The organism is Sphingomonas edaphi (genome assembly GCF_003583725.1).
In the GTDB taxonomy this organism is placed as follows: domain Bacteria; phylum Pseudomonadota; class Alphaproteobacteria; order Sphingomonadales; family Sphingomonadaceae; genus Sphingomicrobium; species Sphingomicrobium edaphi.
The window spans coordinates 999970-1025484 of the sequence record NZ_QXTF01000001.1; the positions used below are offsets into that span (position 1 = coordinate 999970).

General features: G+C 63.7%; 32 protein-coding genes. 22 read left to right on the forward strand and 10 right to left on the reverse strand.

Annotated elements, in window-relative coordinates:
• Window positions 1-2: 2 nt before the first annotated feature.
• Window positions 3-1421, reverse strand: a complete 1419-nt coding sequence (xseA, locus tag D3M59_RS05115; RefSeq protein ID WP_119532173.1) for an exodeoxyribonuclease VII large subunit — start codon at window positions 1419-1421, stop codon at window positions 3-5.
• Here xseA and purD point away from each other — a divergent pair.
• The 3 genes from purD to D3M59_RS05130 all read left to right on the forward strand — a co-directional run bounded on the left by purD (window position 1420) and on the right by D3M59_RS05130 (window position 3602).
• Window positions 1420-2670, forward strand: a complete 1251-nt coding sequence (gene purD, locus D3M59_RS05120; RefSeq protein ID WP_119532175.1) for a phosphoribosylamine--glycine ligase — start codon at window positions 1420-1422, stop codon at window positions 2668-2670. The genes xseA and purD overlap by 2 nt on opposite strands.
• On the forward strand, window positions 2667-2987 hold the full coding sequence (locus tag D3M59_RS05125; protein WP_119532177.1) for a hypothetical protein: 321 nt from the start codon (window positions 2667-2669) through the stop codon (window positions 2985-2987). Before purD ends, D3M59_RS05125 begins: the two co-directional genes overlap by 4 nt.
• A 120-nt stretch (window positions 2988-3107) precedes the next feature.
• Complete coding sequence (locus D3M59_RS05130) at window positions 3108-3602, forward strand: hypothetical protein (protein ID WP_119532179.1); 495 nt, start codon at window positions 3108-3110, stop codon at window positions 3600-3602.
• Window positions 3603-3608: 6 nt separating this feature from the next.
• Here D3M59_RS05130 and D3M59_RS05135 read toward each other — a convergent pair whose 3' ends face one another.
• Window positions 3609-4979: a hemolysin family protein gene (locus D3M59_RS05135; RefSeq protein WP_119532181.1), complete on the reverse strand. Its 1371-nt coding sequence runs from the start codon at window positions 4977-4979 to the stop codon at window positions 3609-3611.
• 108 nt (window positions 4980-5087) lie between these two features.
• On the opposite strand from D3M59_RS05135, the gene D3M59_RS05140 reads away from it, so the two are divergent.
• Window positions 5088-5762, forward strand: a complete 675-nt coding sequence (locus D3M59_RS05140) for an OmpA family protein (protein WP_119532183.1) — start codon at window positions 5088-5090, stop codon at window positions 5760-5762.
• Window positions 5763-5814: 52 nt separating this feature from the next.
• Here the strand turns inward: D3M59_RS05140 and D3M59_RS05145 are convergent, their stop codons facing one another.
• Complete coding sequence (locus tag D3M59_RS05145; RefSeq protein ID WP_119532887.1) at window positions 5815-6270, reverse strand: nucleoside deaminase; 456 nt, start codon at window positions 6268-6270, stop codon at window positions 5815-5817.
• Window positions 6271-6334: 64 nt separating this feature from the next.
• Window positions 6335-6649 (reverse strand): hypothetical protein, encoded by a 315-nt coding sequence (locus D3M59_RS05150; protein ID WP_119532185.1) that lies wholly within the window; start codon window positions 6647-6649, stop codon window positions 6335-6337.
• A 155-nt stretch (window positions 6650-6804) separates the two neighbouring features.
• Here D3M59_RS05150 and rpmB point away from each other — a divergent pair, with 155 nt between their 5' ends.
• Complete coding sequence (gene rpmB / locus D3M59_RS05155; RefSeq protein WP_119532187.1) at window positions 6805-7098, forward strand: 50S ribosomal protein L28; 294 nt, start codon at window positions 6805-6807, stop codon at window positions 7096-7098.
• Window positions 7099-7117: 19 nt separating this feature from the next.
• Here rpmB and D3M59_RS05160 read toward each other — a convergent pair whose 3' ends face one another.
• From D3M59_RS05160 to D3M59_RS05175, 4 genes are all read right to left on the reverse strand, one after another.
• Window positions 7118-8041, reverse strand: coding sequence for an esterase-like activity of phytase family protein (locus D3M59_RS05160; protein ID WP_158581954.1), 924 nt, complete (start codon window positions 8039-8041; stop codon window positions 7118-7120).
• A gap of 216 nt (window positions 8042-8257) precedes the next feature.
• A complete protein-coding gene (gene cobT / locus D3M59_RS05165) occupies window positions 8258-10084 on the reverse strand; it encodes a cobaltochelatase subunit CobT (protein WP_119532191.1) in 1827 nt (608 codons plus the stop codon).
• A gap of 7 nt (window positions 10085-10091) precedes the next feature.
• Entirely contained in the window at window positions 10092-11096 is a 1005-nt protein-coding gene (gene cobS / locus D3M59_RS05170) for a cobaltochelatase subunit CobS (protein WP_119532193.1), read from the reverse strand.
• A gap of 31 nt (window positions 11097-11127) precedes the next feature.
• Window positions 11128-11817: a winged helix-turn-helix transcriptional regulator gene (locus D3M59_RS05175; RefSeq protein ID WP_119532195.1), complete on the reverse strand. Its 690-nt coding sequence runs from the start codon at window positions 11815-11817 to the stop codon at window positions 11128-11130.
• 71 nt (window positions 11818-11888) lie between these two features.
• On the opposite strand from D3M59_RS05175, the gene D3M59_RS05180 reads away from it, so the two are divergent.
• From D3M59_RS05180 to D3M59_RS05205, 6 genes are read left to right on the forward strand one after another with little or no spacing between them, the layout of a single operon-like run.
• On the forward strand, window positions 11889-12332 hold the full coding sequence (locus D3M59_RS05180; RefSeq protein WP_325048607.1) for a VOC family protein: 444 nt from the start codon (window positions 11889-11891) through the stop codon (window positions 12330-12332).
• A gap of 19 nt (window positions 12333-12351) precedes the next feature.
• On the forward strand, window positions 12352-13074 hold the full coding sequence (locus D3M59_RS12435; protein ID WP_119532199.1) for a DUF1428 domain-containing protein: 723 nt from the start codon (window positions 12352-12354) through the stop codon (window positions 13072-13074).
• Window positions 13075-13079: 5 nt separating this feature from the next.
• A complete protein-coding gene (locus D3M59_RS05190) occupies window positions 13080-13877 on the forward strand; it encodes a VOC family protein (RefSeq protein WP_119532201.1) in 798 nt (265 codons plus the stop codon).
• 10 nt (window positions 13878-13887) lie between these two features.
• Window positions 13888-14397, forward strand: coding sequence for a VOC family protein (locus tag D3M59_RS05195; RefSeq protein ID WP_119532888.1), 510 nt, complete (start codon window positions 13888-13890; stop codon window positions 14395-14397).
• Entirely contained in the window at window positions 14390-15112 is a 723-nt protein-coding gene (locus tag D3M59_RS05200; RefSeq protein ID WP_119532203.1) for a dihydrofolate reductase family protein, read from the forward strand. The genes D3M59_RS05195 and D3M59_RS05200 overlap by 8 nt, the downstream gene beginning before the upstream one ends.
• Window positions 15109-15759 carry a glutathione S-transferase family protein gene (locus tag D3M59_RS05205; protein ID WP_119532205.1) on the forward strand — a complete coding sequence of 217 codons (651 nt, stop codon included), beginning with the start codon at window positions 15109-15111 and terminating at the stop codon, window positions 15757-15759. The genes D3M59_RS05200 and D3M59_RS05205 overlap by 4 nt, the downstream gene beginning before the upstream one ends.
• Here D3M59_RS05205 and D3M59_RS05210 read toward each other — a convergent pair.
• Window positions 15756-16055: an antibiotic biosynthesis monooxygenase family protein gene (locus D3M59_RS05210; protein WP_119532207.1), complete on the reverse strand. Its 300-nt coding sequence runs from the start codon at window positions 16053-16055 to the stop codon at window positions 15756-15758. The two genes, D3M59_RS05205 and D3M59_RS05210, sit on opposite strands and share 4 nt — an antisense overlap.
• Complete coding sequence (locus D3M59_RS05215; protein WP_233543142.1) at window positions 16052-16654, reverse strand: J domain-containing protein; 603 nt, start codon at window positions 16652-16654, stop codon at window positions 16052-16054. Before D3M59_RS05215 ends, D3M59_RS05210 begins: the two co-directional genes overlap by 4 nt.
• 19 nt (window positions 16655-16673) lie before the next feature.
• On the opposite strand from D3M59_RS05215, the gene D3M59_RS05220 reads away from it, so the two are divergent.
• The 11 genes from D3M59_RS05220 to D3M59_RS05270 all read left to right on the forward strand — a co-directional run bounded on the left by D3M59_RS05220 (window position 16674) and on the right by D3M59_RS05270 (window position 25501).
• A complete protein-coding gene (locus D3M59_RS05220) occupies window positions 16674-16961 on the forward strand; it encodes a BolA family protein (protein ID WP_119532209.1) in 288 nt (95 codons plus the stop codon).
• Window positions 16961-17842 (forward strand): pirin family protein, encoded by an 882-nt coding sequence (locus D3M59_RS05225; RefSeq protein ID WP_119532211.1) that lies wholly within the window; start codon window positions 16961-16963, stop codon window positions 17840-17842. The genes D3M59_RS05220 and D3M59_RS05225 overlap by 1 nt, the downstream gene beginning before the upstream one ends.
• On the forward strand, window positions 17842-18729 hold the full coding sequence (locus D3M59_RS05230) for an alpha/beta fold hydrolase (protein ID WP_119532213.1): 888 nt from the start codon (window positions 17842-17844) through the stop codon (window positions 18727-18729). Before D3M59_RS05225 ends, D3M59_RS05230 begins: the two co-directional genes overlap by 1 nt.
• Before the next feature lie 21 nt (window positions 18730-18750).
• Entirely contained in the window at window positions 18751-19200 is a 450-nt protein-coding gene (gene nusB, locus D3M59_RS05235) for a transcription antitermination factor NusB (RefSeq protein WP_199662370.1), read from the forward strand.
• Window positions 19201-19241: 41 nt separating this feature from the next.
• On the forward strand, window positions 19242-20183 hold the full coding sequence (thiL, locus tag D3M59_RS05240) for a thiamine-phosphate kinase (protein WP_119532217.1): 942 nt from the start codon (window positions 19242-19244) through the stop codon (window positions 20181-20183).
• A 178-nt stretch (window positions 20184-20361) separates the two neighbouring features.
• Window positions 20362-22467, forward strand: a complete 2106-nt coding sequence (locus tag D3M59_RS05245; protein WP_119532219.1) for a sodium-translocating pyrophosphatase — start codon at window positions 20362-20364, stop codon at window positions 22465-22467.
• A 79-nt stretch (window positions 22468-22546) separates the two neighbouring features.
• Window positions 22547-23521, forward strand: coding sequence for a quinone oxidoreductase family protein (locus D3M59_RS05250; RefSeq protein ID WP_119532221.1), 975 nt, complete (start codon window positions 22547-22549; stop codon window positions 23519-23521).
• A 74-nt stretch (window positions 23522-23595) separates the two neighbouring features.
• Complete coding sequence (gene infA / locus D3M59_RS05255) at window positions 23596-23844, forward strand: translation initiation factor IF-1 (protein ID WP_119532223.1); 249 nt, start codon at window positions 23596-23598, stop codon at window positions 23842-23844.
• Window positions 23844-24416: a Maf family protein gene (locus D3M59_RS05260; protein WP_119532225.1), complete on the forward strand. Its 573-nt coding sequence runs from the start codon at window positions 23844-23846 to the stop codon at window positions 24414-24416. The genes infA and D3M59_RS05260 overlap by 1 nt, the downstream gene beginning before the upstream one ends.
• Entirely contained in the window at window positions 24394-25326 is a 933-nt protein-coding gene (locus tag D3M59_RS05265) for an Rne/Rng family ribonuclease (RefSeq protein WP_147416706.1), read from the forward strand. Before D3M59_RS05260 ends, D3M59_RS05265 begins: the two co-directional genes overlap by 23 nt.
• On the forward strand, window positions 25310-25501 hold the full coding sequence (locus tag D3M59_RS05270; RefSeq protein ID WP_407695425.1) for a DNA gyrase inhibitor YacG: 192 nt from the start codon (window positions 25310-25312) through the stop codon (window positions 25499-25501). The genes D3M59_RS05265 and D3M59_RS05270 overlap by 17 nt, the downstream gene beginning before the upstream one ends.
• The last annotated feature ends 14 nt before the right edge of the window (window positions 25502-25515 follow it).

The window sequence follows — 25515 nt, forward strand, 5'->3', positions numbered from 1 at the left end:
GCCTAATCCTCTGAATCGAATAATCCTGGTTGGCCCGGCGGATAGGACGTTGAGCCACCGCGCTCAACCCGCTTTGCCGGGCGAAACGCCCGGGGCGTCGCTGCATCGCCGACACGTGCCGCCACCTTGCCATCGGCGAAGTGCAGATCGACCTCCCCGGCCGCGCGCGCCGTTGCGGCGTGGACCAGCGTCTTGCCCGCACGATCCGTCACCCGGACGAAGCCACGCTGCAGCGGGCGTTCGGGATGCGCCAGTTCGGCAAGACGCCATAGGGAAGCAAGCTGCTCTTGTCCCCGCTCGATTCGATGATTGAGCAGGCGCGCTTGCAGCCGCGGCGCGACGGCGGCAAGCTCGGCTCGAGCGTGCGCTGTGCGCTGGGTCAGCGCGCGAGGTAGCCGGTCGCCAACCTCGTCTAGCCGCTGTGCCAAAGGCGCGAAAAGGTTAGCGGGCGCCGGCCAGCGCGCAGCGGATTGCTCCAGCCGTTCCCCTCCCCTTACCAGCGATCGCGTGACGCAGGCCGACTGCCGATGTCCCAGCTCGGCCAGGAATGCCACCAGCTCGGCGCGGACGGGAACCGCCATTTCCGCAGCGGCGGTGGGCGTCGGCGCCCGGCGGTCAGATGCAAAGTCGATTAGGGTCGTGTCGGTCTCGTGGCCGACGGCAGAAATTAGCGGAATTGGCGATTCGGCCGCCGCCCGGACGACGTCTTCTTCGTTGAAGGCCCACAGATCCTCGATCGACCCGCCCCCGCGCGCCACGATTAGGAGGTCGGGTCGTGGGATCGCGCTGTCCTTTGGCAAGGCGCCGAACCCGCGAATGGCCTGTGCTACTTTCGCCGCCGCCCCTTCGCCCTGGACCGGAACCGGCCAGACGATGACATGCGTGGGACAACGATCTTCCAACCTGTGCAGGATGTCGCGGATCACCGCGCCCGTCGGGGAGGTCACCACGCCGATCACCCGTGGAAGATAGGGAAGTCGGCGCTTCCGCTCCTCCGAGAACAGGCCCTCGGCCGCGAGCGCGCGGCGCCGCTTGTCGAGGAGCGCCATCAGAGCGCCCTCGCCCGCCAGTTCCAGCCGCGTTACGACGACCTGGTACTTCGACCGACCGGGATAAGTCGTGAGCTTGCCGGTGGCGATGACTTCGGCTCCGTCTTCCGGCCGGAATGCGAGCGCCGCCGCCTGCCCTTTCCACAATACGGCGTCGATGCAGGCGTTCTCGTCCTTCAGCGTGAAGTAGCAATGCCCCGACGCATGCCGCTTCCACCCCGAAATCTCGCCGCGCACGCGGACATGGCCGAACGCGGACTCGACGGTCCGTTTCAGCGCTCCCGACAGTTCGCTGACCGACAGCGCGGGCGCGTTGTCGCCGCTCCTTTGCTCGGCTAGGAGAGCTGGAGTGCCGTCATCGGGGAGTGACATGAATATCCTTCTGCTGGGGTCGGGCGGGCGCGAAGATGCGCTGGCCTGGCGGCTGAAGCAATCGCCAAGCTGCGCGGAGCTGATCGCGGCGCCCGGCAATCCGGGCATATCGCGCTGGGCTGAATGCGTGGCGATTGACCCTTGCGACCCGCAAGCCGTCGTCTCGCTGGCGAAGGAACGCGGCATCGACCTCATCGTGGTCGGGCCCGAAGCGCCGTTAGTCGCCGGTGTCGCGGATGCGGCGCGAGCGGCTGGGATCGCCACGTTTGGACCTAGCGCCGCCGCCGCCCAACTGGAGGGATCAAAGGGGTTCACCAAGGACTTGTGCGCTCGCGCCGGGATCCCGACCGCTGCCTATGAGCGGATCGAGACCGTCACCGCCGCGCTGGCCGCGCTCGACCGTTTTGCGGCTCCGGTCGTGATCAAGGCGGACGGTCTCGCGGCCGGGAAGGGCGTCACCGTCGCCATCTCCCGCGAGGAGGCCGAGGCCGCTATCCGCGCGGCGGGCGATGGCCCCATGGTGATAGAGGAATTTTTGAAGGGCGAGGAAGCGAGCCTGTTCGCGCTGGTCCACGGCGAACGCGCTATCCCGCTCGCTTCCGCCCAGGATCATAAACGGGTCGGTGAGGGCGATACCGGGCCCAATACCGGCGGCATGGGCGCCTATTCCCCCGCTCCCGTGCTGACGCCGGAGCTGGAAGCTCGAGCCATGCGCGAGATTGTCCTACCGACCGCCCGCGCCATGGCCGACGCCGGCACCCCCTTCTCGGGCGTCCTCTACGCGGGCCTCATGCTGACCGCCGAGGGACCCCAGCTGATCGAATATAATGTTCGGTTCGGGGACCCCGAATGCGAGGCGATCATGCCCCGGATCCAGGGCGACTTCGCCGCGCTGCTCCACGCCGTCGCGACCGGTGGCGCGTTCGAAGCCCCATCCCTCACCAACGACACCACGATGACGGTCATCCTCGCGGCCCGGGGCTATCCGGGCACTCCGATTAAAGGCGGCGCGATCCGGAATGTCGACGACGCGGGAACGCGCGATGGCGTCATCATTTTCCACGCCGGAACATCGATTGCTGACGGCCAACTCGTATCGACGGGTGGACGGGTCCTTGCCGTCACCGCTCGCGGGGGCTCGCTGGGCGAAGCGCGGGATCGCGCTTATGCGGCGGTCGACCGGATCGATTTCGTCGACGGCTTCCATCGCCGCGATATTGGCTGGCGGGAACTGGAGCGAGTATCGTGAACCGAAGCAGCATCGTCATTCTCGGCGTCGCCGCGACGCTCGGCTCTACTGCGCTCTGGCACGGCCCGCTGGGCGCGGGAGAGCGTCTCGCCGCCCGCGCAGAGACCACCGCCCGCCGGACGCTCGACTATTATGACATGCCGATGATTCAGGCCCGCATGGAGCGCGGCCCGCTGTCGCGCCGCCTGATCCTGTCCGGTCCTGCCGATGACTTCCAGCGGTCCGAGCTGGTGCGAATCCTCGACGACGTCCCCGGCGTGCTCGACGTCCGCTGGGACCCCGCCTCGCTGCCTCAGGAATACAGGACCGCGAAATGATCCCGCTTGGTATCGAAGCAGAAATGTTTGCGTTGACCGGTTTCGCCGTCGGCATGGTTCTGGCGTATCTGGTCGAGCTGCGCCGCCGCGCGAACCGCTGGAAACGGAGGATTTGAGGGGATGGAATTCGTTGGAATCTACTGGCCGGTATTCCTGGTCGCACTCATCATCGGTGCCATTGTCGGCTACCTGGTATTCCGCCCCCGGCAACGGGTGACGCTGACTAGCGAAACGCCGCTCCGCCCGCACATGGCCGCACAGCCGCTCAAGCGCGAAGGCCGCGGCATAGCCGATGAGGCCGCCGCCGCCGCCAGCGATGTCACCGGGCAGCTGATTTCGGCCAAGGTACACCAGGAATTGCCCGGTGCGACCGGCACGCCCGACGATCTCGTCAAGCTGAAGGGCGTCGGACCGAAGCTGGCGGCCGAGCTCGCCAATCGGGGCATCGTCCGCTTCGACCAGATTGCGCGCATGACCCCTGCGCAAGTCGAGGCGTTGGATAATTCTCTGGGGGCATTCCGCGGACGGTTCAGCCGCGACCGCATCGTCGAGCAGGCGGATTACCTCTCCCGCGGTGATGTGGATGGCTACGAATTGAAGTTTGGGAAACTCTAAACGTGCTCAGGCGGAGGGCGCGTCGCTCTCCGCCGCTTCCTCGGCCTTACGGCGCTTCGACCGGGCGACCAGCAGCTTGTCGATCTTGCGACCGTCCATGTCCACGATTTCGAAGCGATATCCGTCGAACTTGAAGCTTTCGCCGGTTTCCGGGATCTTCTTCATCACCGATAAGGCAAAGCCAGCCACGGTAGAATAGTCGCGCTCTGCCGGCATCGACACTCCCAGCCGGTCTCCCAGAATGTCGGCACTCGCTGCGCCGGACACCAGCCAACTACCGTCCTCCCGCTCGACGCAGGGCGGGTCCTCGCCCTCGTCCATGTCATTCGCGAAGGCCCCGGCCAGCGCTGCAAGGATCGAGCCGGGCGTCACGATGCCGTCGAGGTGGCCATATTCGTCATGAACGAGCGCCAGCGGCACTTCGGCTGATCGCAGCACGGCCAGCGCATCCATCGCGTCCATCAGGTCAGGAATGACCGGCGCATCCTTCGTCAGCTCGCGAACGTCGATTTCCCGGCCGTCCAGCAGAACCGCGAGCATGTCGCGGGTCGATACCACGCCGATAATGTTGTCGACCGATCCGTCGGCAACTGGAAGACGGCTGTGCGGCGTTGCCGCCAGTTCGCGACGAAGCTCGTCACGGCTGCAGCTAATGTCGATCCAGTCAATGTCGGTCCGCGGAGTCATCACCTCGCGCACCGGGCGATCTGCCAATCGGACGATTCCCGAGATGATGGCGCGTTCGCTTTCTTCCAGGACGCCAGCCGTCTGCGCTTCGGCGACGACAAGGTGAAGTTCCTCAGCGGTGACAACATTTTTGGTCTCGCGGTTGAGGCCCAGCGCACGGAAAATCATCGCGCTGGTCTGGTCCAGCAACCAAACGAACGGCGCCGTGATCCGGCTGAGCCAGCTCATAGGCCGGGCGACGATGGCCGCGATCCCTTCAGGGTTGCGTAGCGCGAACTGCTTCGGGACCAGTTCGCCGATCACCAGCGACAAATAAGTCGTGGCGACGATAACTAGGCCAAAGCCGACCGTTTCGGCGGTTTCTGGGTCGACGCCAAGCAAAGCGATACGCTGGGCCACAGGGTCCCCTAGGCTCGCGCCGGAGAAGGCGCCCGTCAGGATGCCAATTAGGGTGATGCCGATTTGCACGGTCGACAGGAACCGGCCGGGCTCGGTTGCCAGCTTCAGCGCACAGGTAGCGCCGGCCGAACCGCTCTTTGCCATCGCCTTTAGGCGGGCCTCGCGCGCCGACACGATTGCCAGCTCGCTCATCGACAGCAGGCCGTTCACCGCAATGAGCGCGATGATCACGAAAAGATCGATCCAAGGGAAGGGAAGGAGCGCGTCGCTCATGGCAGCTTCAGGTTCCATGCCGATAAAATGGCGCACGGGCAAGCGGGCGCGGAGAGGTTAGGATGCGGAACTATCGCGGCTTCCTGCCGTTCCAAAACCGATCCCTTAGATTTTCGGAGTATATTCATGCGTCGCATTACCATGCTGACTGCCATTGCCCTATCGGGCGCAGTCATCACCACGGCCTGCACCACCGACCCTTACACCGGTCAGCGCCGGATCAATAACACTGCCATCGGCGCCATCGGCGGCGCGCTTGGCGGATACCTGCTTGGCGATCTAGTCGGAGGCCGTGGCGACCGGACTGAAAAGATTTTGGGCGCGGGCATCGGCGCTATCGCCGGCGGCGCTGTTGGTGCCTACATGGATCGCCAGGAAGCCGACCTTCGCCGCCAGACCGCTGGCACGGGCGTGGACGTCATCCGCCAAGGCGACGACCTGATCCTGCGGATGCCGTCGAATGTCACCTTCGCGGTCGATCGCTATGACATCCAGCCCGAATTCCGTGCGACGCTGGACGGCGTCGCTCAGACTCTGGGTAGCTATAACCAGACCTATATCGACGTTCTGGGGCACACTGATTCGGATGGGTCGGACGCCTATAACCAGACGCTGTCGGAACGCCGCGCCGGTGCGGTTGCCGACTATCTGTCGATGCGCGGCGTCGCCCGTGCCCGCATGGGCGTCCGTGGCTATGGCGAAACGGCCCCCATCGCTTCGAACGCGACGGCCGAGGGGAAAGCTCAGAATCGCCGCGTTGAAATCAAGGTCGTGCCGGTCACACAGCCGGGCGGCTACTAAGCTACTTTTAGCTTGGGACGAATGGAAAGGGCGCCTTCACCGGCGCCCTTTTTCATCTCCGGCGCGTCGCGAAAAAGCGCTTTAGCTGCTGCGATGCCTCATCGTCGCCGATACCGCCCAACACGTCGGGCCGGTGATGGCAAGTCGGCTGGGAAAAAACCCGGGCGCCGTGGATGACGCCGCCGCCCTTGGGATCGTCGGCCGCGAAGCGTAGCGCGTCGAACCGCGCCAGTGCGATAGCCCCCGCGCACATCGCGCACGGCTCCAGCGTGACCCACAAGGTGCACCCGTCGAGCCGAGGGCGGCCGAGGCGAGTCGCGGCGTGACGGATGGCGACCATTTCTGCATGGGCAGTCGGATCCAGATTGCCGCGCATGGAATTTCGAGCCTCTGCGATGATTTCCCCGTCTAGTGTGATCACCGCCCCGACCGGGACTTCCCCTGCATCGGCCGCGACGTCGGCAAGGTCTAGCGCGCGGCGCATGGGGGGCGGAAGTGGGAATGCCATGACGGGTTTACCGCTAGCGTCCACCAGCTTCCCTGTCATGCCCGCCAGCCGCGGCGTCAGGATATCAGCGGGCGGCGTTCTGGTTGGCCTCGTCGGCCGGCCGGCGGACTTCCACCGCCGGAACCTTTACCGTTGTCTCGCCGCGCTTCACCTGAACCTCGGGAACCGCGACATTAGCCTCCCGCGTTCCGATGCCGACCGAACCGGTTTCTACCTCGAACGCCGGGGCCTGGCCCGCCTTGGCCCGAATCGCCCCGTCGCTTGCTTCGACGGTCGGCGCCGTGGCGGGGCGGGTCTGGGAAATATTGAGCAGGCCTGTCTGGATCGCAGCTATGATGGCGACTACCGCCAGAATGAGGATAAGCAGCACAGCACGCATGATGTTCGTCTCCCACAACCGTCAAAGGGCCAACGCGCCATGATGCGTCGAGTTGCCGCCTACGCGCTGCAGGTTGACGGATTGCTCTTCGCCGAGTAGGTGGCGGCGCTTTCCGGGAGCTTCTGGCGCCCACCTTTAAAACTAGGATGTGACCGATGTCGCGCGTTTGCGAACTGACCGGCAAGGGCCGGCAGGTGGGTAACAATGTTTCCCATGCCAACAACAAGACCAAGCGTACGTTTCTGCCGAACTTGCAGAACGTGACACTGATGTCGGAAGCGCTCGAAAAGAGCATCAAGCTGCGCGTTTCGACGCACGGCCTGCGCTCGGTTGAGCACGTCGGTGGTCTGGACAACTGGCTGGCCAAGACCAGCGAGGACAAGCTGTCTACCCGCGCCGCCAAGCTGAAGCGCGAACTCGCGAAGAAGGCCAAGTCGGCCGCCGCCTAACCGGCGCCGACTGACGGCTTCACAAACGCCCGGCGCTCGTTGCCGGGCGTTTGTTGTGTCTGCGATCCGGCGGGTTGTTCCAGTCGATCGCAACGAGAAGCGTTCGCGCCATGAAGCGATGGCCGTCGTCGGTGAGCAACCAAATTCGCCAGCCTCCGCCGGGCAGACTTGCGAATGCCATCCCCTCATAATTGTCGAAAGCGGCCTTGGGCAGCGTCTGTAGCGGCCCGACGCGATAACCGACGCTATCCGCCATCAGCGGCGCAATCGCCTGGTCGATCCCTTTCAGGCTCTTCGAGCGAAGCAACAGCCAAATACTCCCGTCGGTCGCCCGTGCGGCCTCAGCCACATCCATCGGGGACTGCAGCGGGAGGCTCCTCTGCCCATGATGATCTATCCGAATGACCTCGCGGCCATTTTCGGGGAAGGCGAGCAGGCCGTCGCCATCTGCCACCAACCCCTCGATACCGCGATTATCCCACCAGGCCGGACGATGCACGGGGACGGTGGCTTGCGCGCGTGCGAGCGCTGAATCATAGAGCCAGAGCGAGTGACGCTGCTCATACGCAACCCACCATCCGCGTCCCTGCGAATCGCGGGCAAGCGCTTCAGCATCACGGCCAATCTTGAGCCCGGCATTGCCGGGTCCGTCACGAAGGTCGGCGATATCGGCCATCGGCTTTTCCCTGGCCGGTGGATCGAATGCGACTACAGCTCCAAGATCGCTGACCGATACAAACCGGCCACCGCCAATGGCCAGACCCGACAGTCCACCGGCCCTGCGGTCCATCACCTTCACCTGCCACGCACCCGCAACGCGAAACGGTCCTAGGGGCAGCAACGGCACCGGCGCATATGCGATGGGCAGGACTGCCGAGTGCCGCTGCGGGCGGTCCGGCAGCGCACTGATCGGCACGAAGGCCGCCAGAACTGCGCCTGCCATCGGCAAGCCATTGAAATATCTTGATTTCCTTAACACGGGCTGCACGACATGTTCAGCCGCGTTCAACAGCGAATCGGGCATAACCCTTCTCACGGACGGGGTTTCCCCCTTTTCCCCGTCGAAGGCTGGAGACGGCCGAATAAAACCCTCGCGTCGCGTAACGAGGGGGGCCCGGAGTGCGTATCTGCTCCGGGCCCAACTTCTTCCCAGTCATCGTCAATTCTTGTCGAACAGCGCTGCAAGCTGTTCGATCAGCGCGCCGCCGAGCTGCTCTGCGTCCATGATCGTTACCGCTCGCGAATAATAGCGCGTGACGTCATGTCCGATGCCGATTGCCGCGAGCTCGACCGACGATCGGGATTCGATCCAGCCAATGACCTGCCGCAGATGGCGTTCCAAATACGTGCCGCCGTTGGCCGATGCGGTTGAATCGTCGACCGGAGCGCCGTCGCTGATGACCAGCAGGATCCGCCGCTCTTCCGGCCGCGCGATGAGCCGGTTGTGCGCCCACAGCAGCGCTTCCCCGTCGATATTCTCCTTCAACAACCCCTCGCGCATCATCAGCCCCAGGCTTCGCCGCGCATGGCGGTAAGGCTGGTCGGCGCGCTTGTAGATGATGTGACGGAGGTCGTTTAGCCTACCGGGATTGGGTGGCCGCCCTTCGGACAGCCAGTATTCCCGGCTCTGGCCGCCCTTCCATCCGCGTGTAGTGAAGCCGAGGATTTCCGTCGCGACACCGCAGCGCTCCAGCGTCCGCGCCAAGACGTCCGCGCAGGTCGCTGCGATGGAGATCGGCCGGCCTCGCATCGAACCGCTATTGTCGATCAGCAGGCTGACGACCGTATCTTTGAATTCGGTGTCGCGCTCGACCTTGTAGCTTAAGCTGTGCCCGGGGGACACGACGACGCGGGCCAGCCGCGCCGCGTCGAGTAGCCCTTCCTCTTGGTCGAAGTCCCAGCTGCGAGCCTGCTGTGCCATCAGGCGCCGCTGCAACCGGTTGGCTAGCCGCGTTACTACGCCGCCAAGGCTGGCCATCTGCTGGTCGAGGTAGCCACGGAGCCGGTTCAATTCTTCCTCGTCGCACAGTTCGCTGGCGCCGACGATCTCGTCGAACCGCGTCGTGAACGGCTTGTAGTCGGTGGTCGGTTCGTCCGGCCAATTGCGCCGTTGCGGGTTGGCGCGCGCCTGGTCGGCCCCCTCGTCGCCCGATGTTGCCTCGCCCTCGTCCGTGTCGGCCTCGCTATCGGTCGACTCGTCATCGCCCTCGTCGCGCTCGACTTCCTCGGAACGCATCTCCATGTCGCCACCTGCGGCGCCGTCGCTGTCGACATCATCCGCCTCGTCCGGCCCCTGGTCGTCGCCCTGGTCGTCGTCGCCGCCCTCATCCGGTGTCTCGTCGGCCGGCTCGTCAGCGTCGGCAAGTTCAAGGTCTTCCAGCAGGCGACGTGCAAGGGTTGCGAAAGCGGCCTGGTCATCGATAGTCAGCGCCAGCGCATCAAGCTCGTTGCCAGCCTTTTCCTCGATCCACGGCGCGATCAGCTGCAGCCCCTTCGTAGCCGCCGCCGGTGGCGCCTCACCGGTTAGTCGCTGTCGGGCGAGAAGCCCGACCGCGGTCGCCAATGGCACTTCCTCCGCAGTCCGTGCGCGGATGATCGCGTCGGCCCGAACTCGCGCTTCGACGAGGTCGCCCAAGTTTGCCCGCACTCCGTCCATTGCCTTCGCGCCCAGCGCTTCGACCCGCGCCGATTCCAGCGCATCGAACACCGCTCGCGCATCGCCGTCAGCATGGGGCGCGCGCGTAGCGTGTAGTGTTGCATCATGATGGCGCAGGCGCAGCGCGACAGCATCCGCCGCGCCGCGCGCTTCAGCCAACAGGCGCGGCTCAAGCGAAGGGCCGGGCGACACGACGCGGGCAACCTTGCCACTCGACTGCCCGGCCGCCTCAGATGCGAACACAACGTCCGCGTCGGCATCGCGGCCGATGGCGCGAACGGCGCCGGCCAGCACCGAGCGAAACCGGTCTAGTGGACTCGAGACGGCCATTCCGGCCTCAAGCGCGGTGCGCGATGCTTTCGGGCAAGTCGGTCCCGAACACCCGCTGATAATATTCCGCGACCAGCGGCCGCTCGCTCTCGTCGCACTTGTTAAGGAAGCTCAGCCGAAAGGCGAAGCCAACATCGCCAAAGATCAAGGCGTTCTGCGCCCAGCTGATCACCGTGCGTGGGCTCATAACAGTCGAAATGTCGCCGTTGATGAAGCCTTGACGAGAAAGGTCGGCGACCTTGACCATTTTTTCTACCGTCTGCTTGCCGTCCTTGCTGTCATATTCGCCTGACTTGGCAAGGACGATCTGCGCCTCGGTCGCGGCCGGCAGGTAGTTCAGTGTCGTGACGATATTCCAACGATCGAGCTGGCCCTGATTGAGCGCCTGAGTGCCGTGATAAAGCCCGCTGGTATCACCCAGGCCAATTGTATTGGTTGTCGCGAACAGGCGAAACCACGGGTTCGGCCGGATCACGCGATTCTGGTCGAGCAGCGTGAGCTTGCCGTCGGTTTCCAGCACGCGCTGGATGACGAACATCACGTCGGGGCGGCCGGCGTCATACTCGTCGAATACCAGCGCCACCGGATGCTGCAGCGCCCACGGGAGCAGACCTTCCCGGAATTCCGTCACCTGCTGCCCGTCCTGGAGGACGATCGCATCGCGACCAACAAGATCGATGCGGCTGATATGAGCGTCAAGGTTGATGCGAATGCACGGCCAATTCAGGCGCGCGGCGACCTGCTCAATATGGGTCGACTTGCCGGTGCCGTGATAGCCCTGAACCATCACGCGACGATTGCGAGCGAAGCCAGCGCAGATTGCCATCGTCGTGTCGGGATCGAATACATAAGCCGGATCGAGGTCCGGCACCCGCTCATCCGCTTCGCTGAACGCCGGCACTTCCAGGTCGCTGTCGACCCCGAATGCGTCGCGAACCTTCACCATTTTGTCGGGCGAGGCGAGGATCGTATCGCTGCGGCTGTCCAGCGTAACGTTGGGGATGTCGGTCATGCAATCGCCTTAAGCGGAAGTAGGCCGCGCCTCAACTGGCCGGGACCGGCGCCTTGGGCGGCAATTCGAACAAATCGACGAACCGGTCGAGCAGGGCCTTGTCGCCCGACCATTCAATTAGGTCACAAGTTGCCTTGCCATAAAGGACCGCGGCAAGATTGGCCGGCGGATTGGCAGCGATGGTCAGCGATGCATCCGCCGCTTCGCCGCGGACGATGTCGATCTCGCCACCGTGGATGCGGGCGACATAACTGTCATGGCCGAACTGAAAGTTGATTACGGCGTTCAGCCCTTTGACTTTCTCCCGATCGAACATCGTACGCATCGATAGTAGGATCGAAACGCCGCTGATCGGCAAGGTGGGATCGTGGCTGGGACTTCGAGCTGCCCAGCGGCCCAGGGTCTGGATGATCGGTTCCGCTTCAAGCCCCCATTCGGTTGCCTCATATACCTGCACATTTGCCGGCGGGGGCAGCCTGCGCTTCACAACCAGCCCGCGAGCCTCCAATTCCGACAGTCGCTGGGTGAGCACGTTGGCGCTGATGCCAGGCAGGTCGGCGCGAAGCTGGGAGAAACGCCTCGCCCCTAGCATTAGTTCGCGCAGCACCAGCAGGGCCCAGCGCTCGCCGATCAGTGCGAGACCATGGGCGGTTCCACACGCATCGTCATATCTCCGCTTCTCTTCGCCCTGCCGCACATTGGTTATCTTTTCTGACTTCATGGTTGCATTTTATGACTGTTGCCCGCAAAAGACAAGCCAGCCGAGTCGCGAGGAGGCTGCCAGTGCCGAAAATGATTTTCGTGAACCTGCCGGTCACCGACCTGGCGCGCTCAACTGCCTTTTATGAGGCGATTGGGGGCACCATAAATCCCCTGTTTTCGAACGAGCAGGCAACCGCAATCGTGTTGAGCGATGCGATTTACGTCATGCTTCTGACCCACGATTTCTACCGGACCTTTACCAAGAAGGACGTCATTGACGCCCACCGCACGAGCGGCGTGCTGCTAGCCATTTCCTGCGACAGCAAAGCCGACGTCGACGCAATGATCGACAAGGCGGTCAGCGCCGGAGGCAAGGGCGACCCGGGGCCGAAGCAGGAGTTTGGCGAACTAATGTACGGCCGGAGCTTCGAAGACCCCGACGGCCATCATTGGGAACCAAACTGGATGGCTCCTCAAGCCATTCAAGGAGGCGCGGAAGCCTTGACGAAGGCAGAAGCGCCAGCTGGAAAATAGACCGAAGAGGAGAGGCTGGATGACTTACATTGAAGGATTTGTCTGCGCGGTCCCCAACGCCAACAAGGAAGCATATCGCAAGCACGCGACAGACGCAGCGCCGCTATTCAAGGAATTTGGCGTCACGCGGATGGTCGAAAACTGGGGCGATGACGTGCCAAAAGGAAAGGTTACCGATTTCCAGGGTGCGGTTCAGGCCAAGGACGACGAGACGGTCGTGTTCTCCTGGTTCGAGTATCCCGACCGCGCGACGCGCGACGCAGCCAACGAAAAGATCATGAATGACCCGCGGATGAAGGACATGGGCGCGAACATGCCGTTTGACGGAACGCGCATGATCTATGGTGGCTTCGAAAGTTTCGTCGACGAAAAGGCCAGTGGAACAACGGGATATACCGACGGATATTTGCTGCCAGTTCCGGAAGGTAAGAGGGACGCCTATCGCGCGATGGCGCAAGACATGGCGGCCAAGTTCAAGGACATGGGCGCGCTGCGAGTGGTTGAGGCGTGGGGCGATGACGTGCCCGAGGGCAAGGTCACCGACTACAAGCGCGCGGTGAAGGCCGAGGACGGCGAGGGCATCGTCTATTCTTACGTCGAATGGCCCGACAAGGACACGCGCGACGCTGCGTGGGCCAAGATGATGAGCAACACCTCGATGCAAAACCAGGAAATGCCGTTCGACGGGAAGCGGATGTTCTGGGGAGGTTTCCGGCCGATTATCGATACCGCGGCTGAGTAAGGCCCATGACCAATCCGATAGGCAGCTTCATCTGGTATGAGCTGATGAGTCCCGACCCCGCGGCTTCGAAGAAATTTTATGATGCCGTCGTAGGTTGGAACATCGCCGAAAACTCCGTAGCGCCCGGCATCGAATACCGGATGATCGGCCGGTCGGACGGCGGCAATGCCGGCGGCGTGCTGACCCTGACTGACGAAATGCGGTTGGGAGGGGCCCGGCCCATTTGGCTCGGTTATCTGCACGTCGGCAATGTCGACGAAGCAGTAGAGGCCATCAGTACGGATGGCGGGTCGGTGATGGTGGCTCCATGGGATCAGCCAGGCGTCGGTCGATTGGCGATGGTCACCGGACCGGAGGGCGCCCCCGTGTACTTGATGGATCCCATCCCGCCGGAAGGCCAGCCGGATGCGAAAAGCGATGTCTTTTCAGTCGACCGGCCACAGCACGTCCGTTGGAACGAACTGTGGAGTAGCGATCCCAACCGATCGATCGACTTCTACAAGCGTCACTTCGGTTGGAGCCAAGAAGGTGACATGGATATGGGCGAAATGGGCAAATACCACTTTGTCCAGCATGACGGGGTCGGGATCGGCGCCGTAATGCCAACCATGCCCGACATGCCCCGGTCCATGTGGAACTTCTATGTCGGCGTCGACGACATCGACCGCGCAGCCGATGCCGTCCGCGCTGGCGGCGGGCAGGTCGTAAACGGCCCGATGGAAATTCCGGGCGGCGAATTTGCTTTCAATGGTGTCGATCCGCAGGGCGCACTTTTCGGCTTGGTCGGACCCCGCCAGAAATAAGGAATGGATGATGGCTACCGAGAAAACGGAGAAGATGATCACGTGCCTTTGGTATGACATCGGCGAAGCGCGCAAGGCTGCGGAATTCTACGCCAGCGTTTTTCCCGACAGCCAAGTCGGCGCAGCGTCGCAATCCGCGACCGATACGCCGTCGGGTCCCGAAGGCCAGGAATTGACCGTCGAATTCACTGTTTGCGGCAACCATTTCGTCGGCCTCAACGGGGGAGATAATTTCAAGCCGAACGAGTCGGTGAGCCTAATGGTCTACACCGACGACCAAGAAGAGACCGACCGGTACTGGAACGCCATCGTCGACAATGGCGGAGAGGAAAGCGTCTGCGGGTGGTGCAAGGACAAGTGGGGTTATTCATGGCAGATCACGCCGCGCATGCTGATCGAGGCGACGACTAGCAGCGACCGCGCAGCCGCGAAGCGCGCGATGGATGCGATGATGAAGATGAAGAAAATCGACATCGCGAAGATCGCATCCGCGTTCAACGGCGAGACCGCCGATGCGTAAAATCCGTGGGAGCGCTTTCGTCTCGCTAGACGGCGTAATGCAGGCGCCTGGCGGGCCCAGCGAGGATCCGACCGGCAACTTCACGCATGGTGGCTGGCTGCCGCAATTCTTCGACCATGAGGTCGGCGATGCGATCGACCGCTTTTTCGAGGGTGACTATGCCCTTCTGCTCGGCCGCCGCACCTACGACATCTTTGCCGCTTACTGGCCTTATGTCGGCGGGGAAGCGACCGGCATCGGCGAGATCTTCGACCGCACAGGCAAAGACGAGGGGGAGCAAGCCGCTATCCAGATGGGCGAGGATTTCACTCGCGCCGACAAGTATGTGCTGACCCGAGGAGCGCCGGATCTGGGCTGGTCGAACAGCCACGGGGTCGGCAGCATCGATGAGCTGCAAGCGATCCGCAAAGGCGACGGTCCCGACCTCCTGATTCAGGGCAGCAGTACGCTCTATCCCCAACTTCTGCGCGAAGGCCTGCTCGATCAGCTGACCATCATGACGTTCCCGGTTGTCCTGGGAGCTGGCAAACGGCTGTTTGGCGACGGGACCCCTGCACGATCGCTGCGGCCGATCGATTACAAGATGACCCGGTCCGGCGCAGTTATCGCAACTTATGAACCGGCCGGTGGCGTCGGCCAGGATTGGGCCGGCCCGCAATCGAGCAGCCACCGCGAACGGGATCGGCAGGCGGCCATGGCGGAGGGTCGGTGGTGAGCCTCGAACTCTTCGTCCATCCCTTCAGTAGTTACAGTTGGAAGGCTCTCATTCCGCTTTGGGCGAATGAAACCCCCTTCGTCTATCGCAATGTCGATCCTGCTGACCCCAGCGGTATGGCCGACCTTAAAAAGGTCTGGCCAATCGGCAAATTTCCGGTGCTCGTCGACGATGGCGAGGTCATCCCCGAAGCAACGTGCATTATCGAGCATCTACAGGCCCGCCATCCCGGCCCAAACGTCTGGATTCCCGACGGTGCGGAGGGGCGGCGCGTGCGACTGCTCGACCGCTTTTTCGACTTGCACATCCAAGGCAACATGCAGCCAGCAGTCAATCACGCCATTTGGCCCGACGGAGAAGGCCTGGCAGCGACGCGTGGCCGCGAAGCGCTGGACGTGGCGTACGACTGGCTTGAAGCGAATTTGGCGGAGGAAGGCTGGGCGGTCGGCAATCTTTTCACTCTCGCGGACTGCGCGGCGGCGCCAGCGCTTTTTTACGCAGACTGGGTACAGCCGATAGCCGAGGGTCGTCCTCGACTCGCCGCGTACCGGCGCCGGCTCCTCGCTTATCCCGCGGTATCGCGCGCAGTCGAGGAAGCGAGGCCGTACCGCCATTATTTTCCGCTCGGTGCACCCGACCGGGATTAGGTGACCAGATCGAAGGCTCCGAGGAAAACTTCCGTCCCCGAAATGCCCTCAAGCTCGGTATCGAGCGCCCGGTAAGCCACGCCCAGCGCCGACTGGAATCGTTCAAAATCCTCTCGCGTTCGCCAATAGTCCGCGGTGACGTAAGCGCCGTCTGATTCGCGCCACAGTTCGGTCTTCAGAAACCCTTCCGCGCTGCCGAACAGGCGCGCCCAATCCCCGTCGGCGCAATAAGCCTCAACGAACCGTTCCTCGGTCGCGGCCGGCACATCGAAGCGCCACAACCGCAGATGGGTCATTGTCCCATGCCCGCGAATGCACGCGCGCCTTTAAGCGCATTGTAGGCCTCGATTACCTGCTGCAGTTTTTTCTCGTGCCGGCGGTCTCCGCCATTGCGATCGGGGTGGTAACGGCGAAGCAGGTCGGAATAGCGCTTGCGCAGGCCGCGGCGGTCAACGTCATCCTTCAGGCCAAGTACGCCGAGCGCATGCCGTTCCTTGGCGTTGAAACGATCGACTCGCTGACGCCGCGATTCTGGCCGGAAGCGCGCAGAAATCGCATCGAGTGGATCGGCGAAGTCGGTCCAGGCAGGACCGCGGTCGGCGCCATTGGTGGCGAAAGCGCGCGTGGCTCGCTCCCAGCCGGCGATCGGCGACTGGGCCGCCTCGATCTCCTCGGCGCTCATCCCTTCGAAGAAATTGTAGGCCGCGTTGTGCGCGCGCACATGCTCCAAGCACAGGAAGCTCCAAGTGCCAGGCCCATCGAAGTTGCCTGGCGAAATGGGCGCACGGAATTCGCCCGGCTCGCCGCAACCGGGCACCGCGCAGCGGTCCGTCGCCCCTTCAACCCGTCCATGCCACTTGGCCTGCCGTACCGTCACTTCTTCCTCGCGCTTCAAACACCTCTATATAGGAGCGATGCAATCGACCGCCACCGGCCCCGTCGCCCGGGAAATCATCGAACGCCTGACGTCGGCGCTCGGCCCAACCAGCCTCGCCCTTGAAGATCAAAGTCATCACCATGTCGGCCATTCTGGCCACGATCCGCGCGGTGAAAGCCATTTTGCGTTGACCATCGTCAGTCCCCAGTTCGAGGGCCTCGGCCGGGTGCAGCGACAACGCCGCGTCTATGCCGCGCTGGGCGAGTTGATGCGCGAACGCATCCACGCACTGACGATAAAGGCACTGGCACCGGGAGAAAATTGATGGAGGTCATCACCCCTTCAACGCATGATTTGGGGGCGTTCAAGGTTCGGCGTACCCTTCCCGCCAAGAGCCGGACGATGGTCGGACCTTTTATCTTCGTTGATGAGTTTGGCCCCGCGAGGCTTCCGGCTGGACTGGGAATGGATGTCCGGCCGCACCCGCATATCAACCTCGCCACCGTCACCTACCTGTTCGAAGGGGCGATCGAACATCGCGACAGCCTTGGCACGCGTTGCGTGATCGAGCCGGGAGCAATCAACCTTATGACCGCGGGGCGGGGAATCGTTCACTCGGAACGCTCGCCGCAGGACCTTCGACCGGACGGACCGACGCTATACGGCATGCAGACCTGGCTGGCGCTGCCTGACGGCCAGGAAGATATCGAACCGGCGTTCGAGCATGCCGACGAAACCGCCCTGCCGCTGGTAGAGGACGATGGCGTGTCCGCACGGGTGTTGATGGGTACATTGTGGGGCCAGACAGCTGGCGTAACTCAGCACAGCGCTACAATTTACGCCGACATCATGTTAGCCGCCGGCGCAAGTGTTCCTATCGACGCCGACGCCGACGAACGGGCGGTGCTGCTTTGCGAGGGCGAGGCGAGCATCGACGGTCGGCCACTCGACCCTTTCGCGCTCTACATTTTGGCTCCGGGTGAGGCGATGAAGCTTAGCGCGGGGGCGTCTTCGCGCATCATGCTGCTTGGCGGTGAAGCCTTTACTACGCCGCGCCATGTCTGGTGGAACTTCGTCAGTTCGTCACGCGATCGGATCAACCAGGCCAAGGAAGACTGGAAAGCGAGGCGCTTCCCGCTCGTGCCGGGAGACGAAGAGGAATTCATTCCCATTCCAGAAGTCCCCAAGACGGTGAGCTATCCCTGATGCGACAGGAACTTCGGTCGCTGTCGACCGGCATCACGATGAATGTCGCCATCACCGGACACGACGATGCGCCGCCAGCCATTCTCTTGCACGGCTTTCCTGAATCCCACCGAACCTGGCGCGAGGTCGAAAAGCGGCTGGAGGACCGCGTCAGACTGATCATGCCCGACCTCCGGGGATTCGGCCAAACGGACCGGCCAGCCGGCGTCGAAGCTTACTCCACTGAGACGCTGGTCGCGGATATTTTCGCGCTGGCGGATGAACTGGATGTGGAGCGCTTTACGCTGGTCGGCCATGACTGGGGCGGCGCCATCGCTTGGGCAGCGGCGCTGCGCGGCAACCCCCGTGTCGAGCGACTGGGAATCGTGAATTCGCCGCATCCCCTGATTTTCCAGAAGTCGCTGGTCGAGGATGAAGCGCAGCGCGCTGCTTCCCAATATATCACGGCATTCCGAGATCCGGGGATGGAAGCTGCGATCACGCGGATGGGTTTCGACACCTTCTTTGACAAAAGTTTTTCGAAGCATGTCGACCTGGCGCGCATTTCGTCGGACGAGCGAGCCAGATACATTGCCGACTGGAGCCGGCCGGGCGCGCTTACCGCGATGCTCAACTGGTATCGCGCCAGCCAGATATTCGTCCCTCCGATGGGCGAAGAAACAGTCATGCCGGATTGGGTCGAGCGCGGCCTGCCCAAGTTGCATATGCCCGTACGGGTCATTTGGGGCATTGAGGACAAGGCGCTACTCCCAGTTCAGCTCGAAGGAATGGGGGAGGTCGGCGACGACGTGGAGGTCTTTCCGTTGAAGGGCGTCGGTCATTTCGCGCCGTGGGAAGCTCCGGACAAGGTTGCGGATGCGCTCGCCCCCTTCCTTGCCGGCAATTGAGCGGCTAAGGCTCCGCCCATCATGACTCGTTCGATCTCGCGCTCCGCCGCTCGGCTCGCCGCCGTGCAGGCGCTGTACCAGCAGGAAATGGAAGGCACGCCAACCGCGCGCTTGCTCCATGAATTTCACGACCATCGCCTCGGTGCGACGATCGAGGGCGAAACCTATGCAGACGCCGAGCAGAGCTTCTTCGATGATTTAGTAACGGGAGCGCTGGCGCGACGCGATGAGATCGATGCGCTGGTCGCGGAACGGCTCGCCCAAGGCTGGAGCCTGGAGCGGCTGGACAAGCCAATGAAGGCGATCCTGCGGGTCGGCGCCTATGAACTGGTCGCCCGTCGGGACGTACCCGTCGCGACCGTTATCAGTGAGTATCTGGATGTCGCAGATGCCTTCTACGACAAACGCGAGAAGAGCTTCGTGAACGGCCTGCTCGACGCAATCGCCAAGGTCGCCCGGCCCGCCGCTTAAGGGCTTTCCCCAACCGCTCTGTCGCGGTTTATAGTCGGATCATGAGCATCGGCGAATTTGCGTTCCTAGAGCGACTGCGCGCGCTCGCAACCCATCCCGCCGCGCGCGGGCTGGAGGATGACGCGGCGGTGATCGGCGACATGGTGCTTACCCATGACAGCATCGCTGAGGGCATCCATTACCTGTCGGATGATCCGCCGGCCTCGGTCGGCTGGAAGCTTGTCGCCGTAAATTTGAGCGACCTTGCCGCGAAAGGCGCCGAGCCGATCGCCGCGTTGATGAGCGTCACCATCGGCGGCGATGGCGAGTGGGAAGAGCGCTTCCTGTCGGGCGTCGCGGCGGCCTGCGAAGCGTACCATTTGCCCTTGGTCGGCGGCGACACGATCGCGCTTCCCGCGGGATCGCCGCGCGTGCTGGGACTGACCGCCATCGGGCGCGGTGGCACCAATATCCCATCGCGCGGCGGCGGCAGGCCGGGTAATCGGCTGTGGCTGGTCGGCGTATTGGGTGACGCCGCCACGGGCCTCGCCACCTTGCGTCACGATCCCAAGGCGGAGGGGCCGCTGGTCGAGGCCTATCGCCGGCCCGTCCCGCAACTGGCGGCGGGCCGCGCGCTGGCGACCGCCGCGACCGCAATGATGGATGTGTCGGACGGCCTGCTGCTCGACCTGCAGCGGATGTGCAATGCGAGCCGCTGCGGCGCACGGGTCGACCTGTCCGCTTTGCCGTTGTCGCGCGGTTTCATTGCCGAGCGCGGCAATAGCCGGACGTCGCGCCTGTCCGCAGCCACCGGCGGGGACGATTATGCGCTGCTTGCCGCGCTGCCGGAGGACTTTGATCCGGCGGTAAGCCTTTCTTTACCTTCAAGGACCATCATTGCGCCGATCGGATCACTCGTTCCGGGAAGCAGCATTTCGCTGTTCGACGAGAAGGGCGAAGTACCGATACCGGAGCGGCTTGGATATGAACATCATCGCGCTTAGCACCCGTCAATGGGTCATTGCCGCACTAGGCCTTGCATCAGGAATGGCGACCGCGCTGGTGCTCCGATAGCGCCCTGACAACTGGCGGGTTGCCACCGCCCAAATCCCCGTTACACCTTCCCCGGGCTTTCTAGGGACGGCGTTGCCGCCTCATGGTCGAATAGGGGAATTCACCAATATGAACCTGGTACTCTTTGCGATCGCTTGCGGCGTCGTTGCGCTGCTGTACGGCGGTCTTACCAGCTCGGCGGTGCTTCGCGCATCGGCGGGCAATGCACGGATGATGGAAGTCGCCGCAGCTATTCAGGAAGGCGCTTCGGCCTACCTTCGGCGTCAGTATATGACGATTACCGTTGTCGGCGTCGTCGTCGCCGTGATCGTCTTCGTGTTTCTCGGTCCGCTCTCCGCGGGCGGGTTCGTGCTCGGCGCCATCCTGTCGGGAGCAACCGGCTTTGTCGGCATGAACATTTCGGTGCGCGCCAACGTCCGCACGGCGGAGGCCGCCAGCCAGGGCCTTCAGCAGGGCCTGACGATGGCGTTCCGCGCCGGCGCCATCACCGGCCTGCTAGTCGCCGGCCTAGCGCTGCTCGCGATTGCCAGCTTCTTCTATTATCTCGTCGGCGTTGCTGGCCATGAGCCCAGCGACCGCATCGTCATCGACGCGCTCGTCGCCCTGGCGTTCGGCGCGTCGTTGATCTCCATCTTCGCCCGTCTTGGCGGCGGCATCTTCACCAAGGCCGCCGACGTGGGCGCCGACCTGGTCGGCAAGGTCGAGGCCGGTATTCCGGAAGACGATCCCCGCAACCCCGCCGTGATCGCCGACAACGTCGGCGACAATGTCGGCGACTGCGCCGGCATGGCGGCCGACCTGTTCGAAACCTATGTCGTGACTGTCGGAGCCACAATGGTCCTGACCGCGCTGCTCATGAAGGGAGCGGGCGATGCCCTGCTGCCGCTGATGAGCCTACCGCTGCTGATTGGTGGCGTCTGCGTCCTGACGTCGATCCTCGGCACTTATTTCGTCCGGCTGGGCAAGGGCACCAGCATCATGGGCGCGATGTACAAGGGGTTCGCGGTTACTGCCGTCGCCTCGGGCATCGCCATCTTCTTCGCTACCCAATATGCGCTGGGCGATCTCAATGCGACGATGTCGGCAGGCGCCACCAGCTTCACCGGCATGGACCTCTACTGGTGCATGCTGCTGGGCCTGATCATCACCGGCCTCATCATCTGGATCACCGAATATTACACCGGCACTAACTATCGCCCGGTCCGTTCGATCGCCAAGGCGTCCGAAACTGGCCACGGCACCAACGTCATCCAGGGCTTGGCGATCAGCCTTGAATCGACGGCTATGCCGACGCTGGTCATCTGCGCCGGCATCATCATCGCTTATGCGCTGGCGGGCCTGATGGGCATTGCCTTCGCCGCCACTTCGATGCTGGCGCTGGCCGGCATGGTCGTGGCGCTCGACGCCTACGGCCCTGTAACGGACAATGCCGGCGGCATCGCGGAAATGTCTGGCCTGGACGAAAGCGTCCGTGAAAAGACCGACGCGCTTGACGCGGTGGGTAATACGACCAAGGCCGTGACCAAGGGATATGCGATTGGATCGGCCGGCCTTGCTGCGCTGGTGCTGTTCGCCGCCTACACCACCGACCTGCGCGAGTTTTTCCCGGGCCTTGCGGTCGACTTCAGCCTGGAAAACCCGTTTGTCATCGTCGGCCTTCTGCTGGGCGCGCTGCTGCCTTATCTGTTCGGCGCACTGGGCATGACGGCAGTCGGCCGTGCGGCAGGCGACGTGGTCAAGGACGTGCGCGAGCAATTCCGGACCAACACCGGCATTATGGATGGCTCATCGCGCCCCGACTATGCCCGGACGGTCGATCTAGTCACCAAGGCAGCGATCAAGGAAATGATCATTCCGTCGATGCTCCCGGTCCTGGCGCCGATCCTGGTCTATTTCGTCATTACGGCGGTCGCGGGGCAGGCCCAAGGCTTCGCAGCGCTGGGTGCGTTGCTGCTGGGCGTCATCGTCGGCGGCCTTTTCGTCGCCATTTCTATGACCTCGGGCGGCGGCGCATGGGACAATGCCAAGAAATTTATCGAGGACGGCAATCACGGCGGCAAGGGCAGCGAAGCCCATAAGGCCGCGGTTACCGGCGACACGGTCGGCGACCCGTACAAGGATACGGCGGGCCCCGCAGTGAACCCGATGATCAAGATCACCAACATCGTAGCGCTACTCCTGCTCGCTGCGCTGGCCGGTCATTCGGCGGTGTAAGTCTTCCGGCCCAGCCGGTTGAAATCGGCCCCGCCCGACCCAAGGTCGCGGCGGGGCCTATCCGTTTCAGGAGCCGTCGATGACCCATGCCATTCGCGTTCATCAACCCGGCGGGCCGGGGCAAATGCGGTGGGAAGAATGCGCAGTCGGCGATCCGGGGCCCGGCGAGGTCCGCATTCGCCAGACGGCCGTCGGTCTGAACTTCATCGATGTGTATCACCGGACCGGCCTTTATCCCCAGCCGCTTCCCTTCACGCCGGGCGTCGAAGGAGCCGGGATCGTCGACTTGGTCGGACCAGACGTCGCCGGCCTTGAGGCCGGCGATCGCGTGGCCTACGCCGGACCGATCGGCGGTTATGCCGAGAGCCGCCTCATTGCCGCCGACCGGTTGGTCGTACCGCCCGCCGAGATCACCGACCAGCAAGCGGCGGCGATGATGCTGCAGGGCATGACGGTCGATATGTTGCTCAATCGGGTGCGGACAACCAAAGCGGGCGAGACCATCCTGGTGCATGCGGCGGCGGGCGGCGTCGGCTTGATCCTGTGCCAATGGGCAGCAGCGCTGGGCGCAACTGTGATCGGCACGGTGTCGACCGAGGAGAAGGCAGAACTGGCGCGGGCCAACGGTTGCCGTCACCCGATCCTTTATACGAACGAAGATTTCGTTGAGCGAGTGCGCGAACTGACCGACGGCAAGGGCGTCCCGGTTGTTTATGACAGCGTGGGCAAGGATACGTTCCTGCGATCGTTCGACTGCCTGAGCCCTCGCGGCCTGATGGTCAGTTTCGGTCAGTCCTCCGGCGCGATCGAACCGTTCGCGCCCGGACTCCTCGCGCAGAAAGGGTCGCTGTTCCTGACCCGCCCAACCCTGTTCACCTACATCGAAGAGCGCAGCGAGTTGCAACATTCGGCCAGGGCGTTGTTCGACATCGTGCGAAGCGGGCGCGTGAAAATCGACATCGGGCAGCGCTTTGCATTGGCATGTGCGGCCGACGCGCACCGAGCATTGGAGGCTAGGCGAACCATCGGATCGACCGTGCTGACAGTTGGCTGAGCGGCCCGCCTTTTCAATGAGGCGGTCTGCCGCTATGAGCCGCCAACTCGATTTTAAAGACATGAAGGATTTGAATGGCCAAGGAAGAACTTCTTGAGATGCGCGGACGGGTGGTCGAGCTGCTGCCCAATGCGATGTTCCGCGTAGAGCTGGAGAACGGCCACGAAATCCTGGGCCACACAGCGGGCAAGATGCGCAAGAACCGCATCCGCGTGCTGACCGGCGACGAAGTCCTTGTTGAACTGACGCCCTATGACCTGACCAAGGGGCGCATCACCTACCGCTTCATGCCCGGTCGCGGGGGCCCGACGCCCAACGCCTGATGCGGCTGATCCTCGCCTCGGCGAGCCCGCGCCGCCTGGACCTGCTGGCCCGGATTGACGTCGTCCCCGACGCGGTCGATCCCGCCGATATTGACGAGAGCGTCCCCAAAGGCGAGCTGCCGCGCGCTCATGCCTTGCGCCTGGCCGAGGAAAAAGCGACCGCGGCGGCGGCACGCCATCCCGATGCGCTTGTGCTGGCCGCCGACACGGTGGTCGCGGTCGGACGCCGAATCCTGCCCAAGGTCGAGGATGAAACGACGCTCCGCGCCTGCATGAAGCTGTTGTCGGGGCGACGCCACCGGGTGCTAACCGGCGTGGCGCTGGCTATCCCCGCTTCCGGAATCCGCTCCCGCGTCGTCGAGACGATGATTGCGATCAAGCGGCTGTCCACGGAAGAGATCGATTATTACGCGGGGCATGGCGAATGGCGCGGCAAGGCCGGCGGCTATGCTGTCCAGGGCTATGGCGAAGTTTATGTCCGCCACTTGGCCGGAAGTTATTCGAACGTCGTCGGCCTGCCGCTGGCCGAGACCCGCCACCTGTTGAAGAGTGCGGGTTATCCCCTTGCCTGAATGGGTGGTCGAAGACGGCATTGGCGAAACACGCGCCGCGCTCATCGAAAATGACGAGGTCCTAGAAGCGCGCGTGCGGCGCGAGGGGGTCACGCCGGCGGGCACAATCCTCGAGGCGAAGCTGGTGGCGGTCGCGCCCCGCGTCACCGTGGAGGCCGGCGGTGAGCAATTCCTGCTTCCGCGCGGTGTGTCAGGAATCAGCGAAGGGGGGCCGCTGCGCATCGAGGTGACCCGCGAAGCGTTGGGCGGCGTCGAAAGCTGGAAACGCGGCCTTGCCCGCCGTAGCGAGGAGACACCGCGCCCCGCCCCTCCACTGGCCGACGGGAAACCGGGCCGAATCGACGGCTGGGACGAATTGCTGGAGGAAGCGCGCAGTGGGATCTTGCGGTTCGATGGCGGCGAGCTGCGGATCCAGCCGACGGCGGCAATGACAATGATCGATGTCGACGGCTGGCTGGTACCGGACCGGCTGGCGCAAATGGGTGCGTGGGCCGCCGCGCGGGCGATCCGGCGGCTGGACCTCGGTGGCCCCACCGGCATCGATTTTCCTACCCTGAAGGGACGCGATGCGCGCCAGCAGGTCGATTCCATATTGGCCAATTACCTCCCCTCGCCGGCCGAGCGCACGGCGATGAACGGGTTCGGGTTCGTGCAGGTCGTGCGGCCGCGTAGCCGGCCATCGTTGATCGACTTGGCTGCTGACTGCGCTTCGTTCGAGGCGCGTGCCCTGCTCCGCCGCTCGGGCGCCGAGATCGGTGCCATACGCCTCGTCGCGCATCCCGCAGTGGCGCGCGTCCTGGAGAGTCATCCGGACTGGCTCGAACGGCTGGCGCGGCAGGTGGGCGGAAACGTGACCTTGCGCGCCGACGCCGCGCTCGCCATGTCGGCCGGACATGCCGAACATGCCTGATACCAAGTCCAAGCCGTGCCCCCTGTGCGGCAAGCCCCCATCGCCCGACCATGCGCCATTTTGCAGCCGAGGGTGCAAGGACCGTGACCTGCTCCAGTGGCTTGGTGAAGGCTATCGCATTCCCGGGCCTCCTGTCGACACGGACGGGCTGGACAGCGAGGATAGCGACCGCTAGGGAGCGGCTCGCTC

Excerpts from the sequence above, each read along its gene's own strand:
- purD (WP_119532175.1), top strand. The coding sequence starts at position 1,420 with ATGAATATCCTTCTGCTGGGGTCGGGCGGGCGCGAAGATGCGCTGGCC.
- xseA (WP_119532173.1), bottom strand. The coding sequence starts at position 1,421 with ATGTCACTCCCCGATGACGGCACTCCAGCTCTCCTAGCCGAGCAAAGG.
- D3M59_RS05130 (WP_119532179.1), top strand. The coding sequence starts at position 3,108 with ATGGAATTCGTTGGAATCTACTGGCCGGTATTCCTGGTCGCACTCATC.
- D3M59_RS05135 (WP_119532181.1), bottom strand. The coding sequence starts at position 4,979 with ATGGAACCTGAAGCTGCCATGAGCGACGCGCTCCTTCCCTTCCCTTGG.
- D3M59_RS05140 (WP_119532183.1), top strand. The coding sequence starts at position 5,088 with ATGCGTCGCATTACCATGCTGACTGCCATTGCCCTATCGGGCGCAGTC.
- D3M59_RS05145 (WP_119532887.1), bottom strand. The coding sequence starts at position 6,270 with ATGGCATTCCCACTTCCGCCCCCCATGCGCCGCGCGCTAGACCTTGCC.
- D3M59_RS05150 (WP_119532185.1), bottom strand. The coding sequence starts at position 6,649 with ATGCGTGCTGTGCTGCTTATCCTCATTCTGGCGGTAGTCGCCATCATA.
- rpmB (WP_119532187.1), top strand. The coding sequence starts at position 6,805 with ATGTCGCGCGTTTGCGAACTGACCGGCAAGGGCCGGCAGGTGGGTAAC.
- D3M59_RS05160 (WP_158581954.1), bottom strand. The coding sequence starts at position 8,041 with ATGGCAGGCGCAGTTCTGGCGGCCTTCGTGCCGATCAGTGCGCTGCCG.
- cobT (WP_119532191.1), bottom strand. The coding sequence starts at position 10,084 with ATGGCCGTCTCGAGTCCACTAGACCGGTTTCGCTCGGTGCTGGCCGGC.
- cobS (WP_119532193.1), bottom strand. The coding sequence starts at position 11,096 with ATGACCGACATCCCCAACGTTACGCTGGACAGCCGCAGCGATACGATC.
- D3M59_RS05175 (WP_119532195.1), bottom strand. The coding sequence starts at position 11,817 with ATGAAGTCAGAAAAGATAACCAATGTGCGGCAGGGCGAAGAGAAGCGG.
- D3M59_RS05180 (WP_325048607.1), top strand. The coding sequence starts at position 11,889 with ATGATTTTCGTGAACCTGCCGGTCACCGACCTGGCGCGCTCAACTGCC.
- D3M59_RS12435 (WP_119532199.1), top strand. The coding sequence starts at position 12,352 with ATGACTTACATTGAAGGATTTGTCTGCGCGGTCCCCAACGCCAACAAG.
- D3M59_RS05190 (WP_119532201.1), top strand. The coding sequence starts at position 13,080 with ATGACCAATCCGATAGGCAGCTTCATCTGGTATGAGCTGATGAGTCCC.
- D3M59_RS05195 (WP_119532888.1), top strand. The coding sequence starts at position 13,888 with ATGGCTACCGAGAAAACGGAGAAGATGATCACGTGCCTTTGGTATGAC.
- D3M59_RS05200 (WP_119532203.1), top strand. The coding sequence starts at position 14,390 with ATGCGTAAAATCCGTGGGAGCGCTTTCGTCTCGCTAGACGGCGTAATG.
- D3M59_RS05210 (WP_119532207.1), bottom strand. The coding sequence starts at position 16,055 with ATGACCCATCTGCGGTTGTGGCGCTTCGATGTGCCGGCCGCGACCGAG.
- D3M59_RS05220 (WP_119532209.1), top strand. The coding sequence starts at position 16,674 with ATGCAATCGACCGCCACCGGCCCCGTCGCCCGGGAAATCATCGAACGC.
- D3M59_RS05225 (WP_119532211.1), top strand. The coding sequence starts at position 16,961 with ATGGAGGTCATCACCCCTTCAACGCATGATTTGGGGGCGTTCAAGGTT.
- D3M59_RS05230 (WP_119532213.1), top strand. The coding sequence starts at position 17,842 with ATGCGACAGGAACTTCGGTCGCTGTCGACCGGCATCACGATGAATGTC.
- nusB (WP_199662370.1), top strand. The coding sequence starts at position 18,751 with ATGACTCGTTCGATCTCGCGCTCCGCCGCTCGGCTCGCCGCCGTGCAG.
- thiL (WP_119532217.1), top strand. The coding sequence starts at position 19,242 with ATGAGCATCGGCGAATTTGCGTTCCTAGAGCGACTGCGCGCGCTCGCA.
- D3M59_RS05245 (WP_119532219.1), top strand. The coding sequence starts at position 20,362 with ATGAACCTGGTACTCTTTGCGATCGCTTGCGGCGTCGTTGCGCTGCTG.
- D3M59_RS05250 (WP_119532221.1), top strand. The coding sequence starts at position 22,547 with ATGACCCATGCCATTCGCGTTCATCAACCCGGCGGGCCGGGGCAAATG.
- infA (WP_119532223.1), top strand. The coding sequence starts at position 23,596 with ATGGCCAAGGAAGAACTTCTTGAGATGCGCGGACGGGTGGTCGAGCTG.
- D3M59_RS05260 (WP_119532225.1), top strand. The coding sequence starts at position 23,844 with ATGCGGCTGATCCTCGCCTCGGCGAGCCCGCGCCGCCTGGACCTGCTG.
- D3M59_RS05270 (WP_407695425.1), top strand. The coding sequence starts at position 25,310 with ATGCCGAACATGCCTGATACCAAGTCCAAGCCGTGCCCCCTGTGCGGC.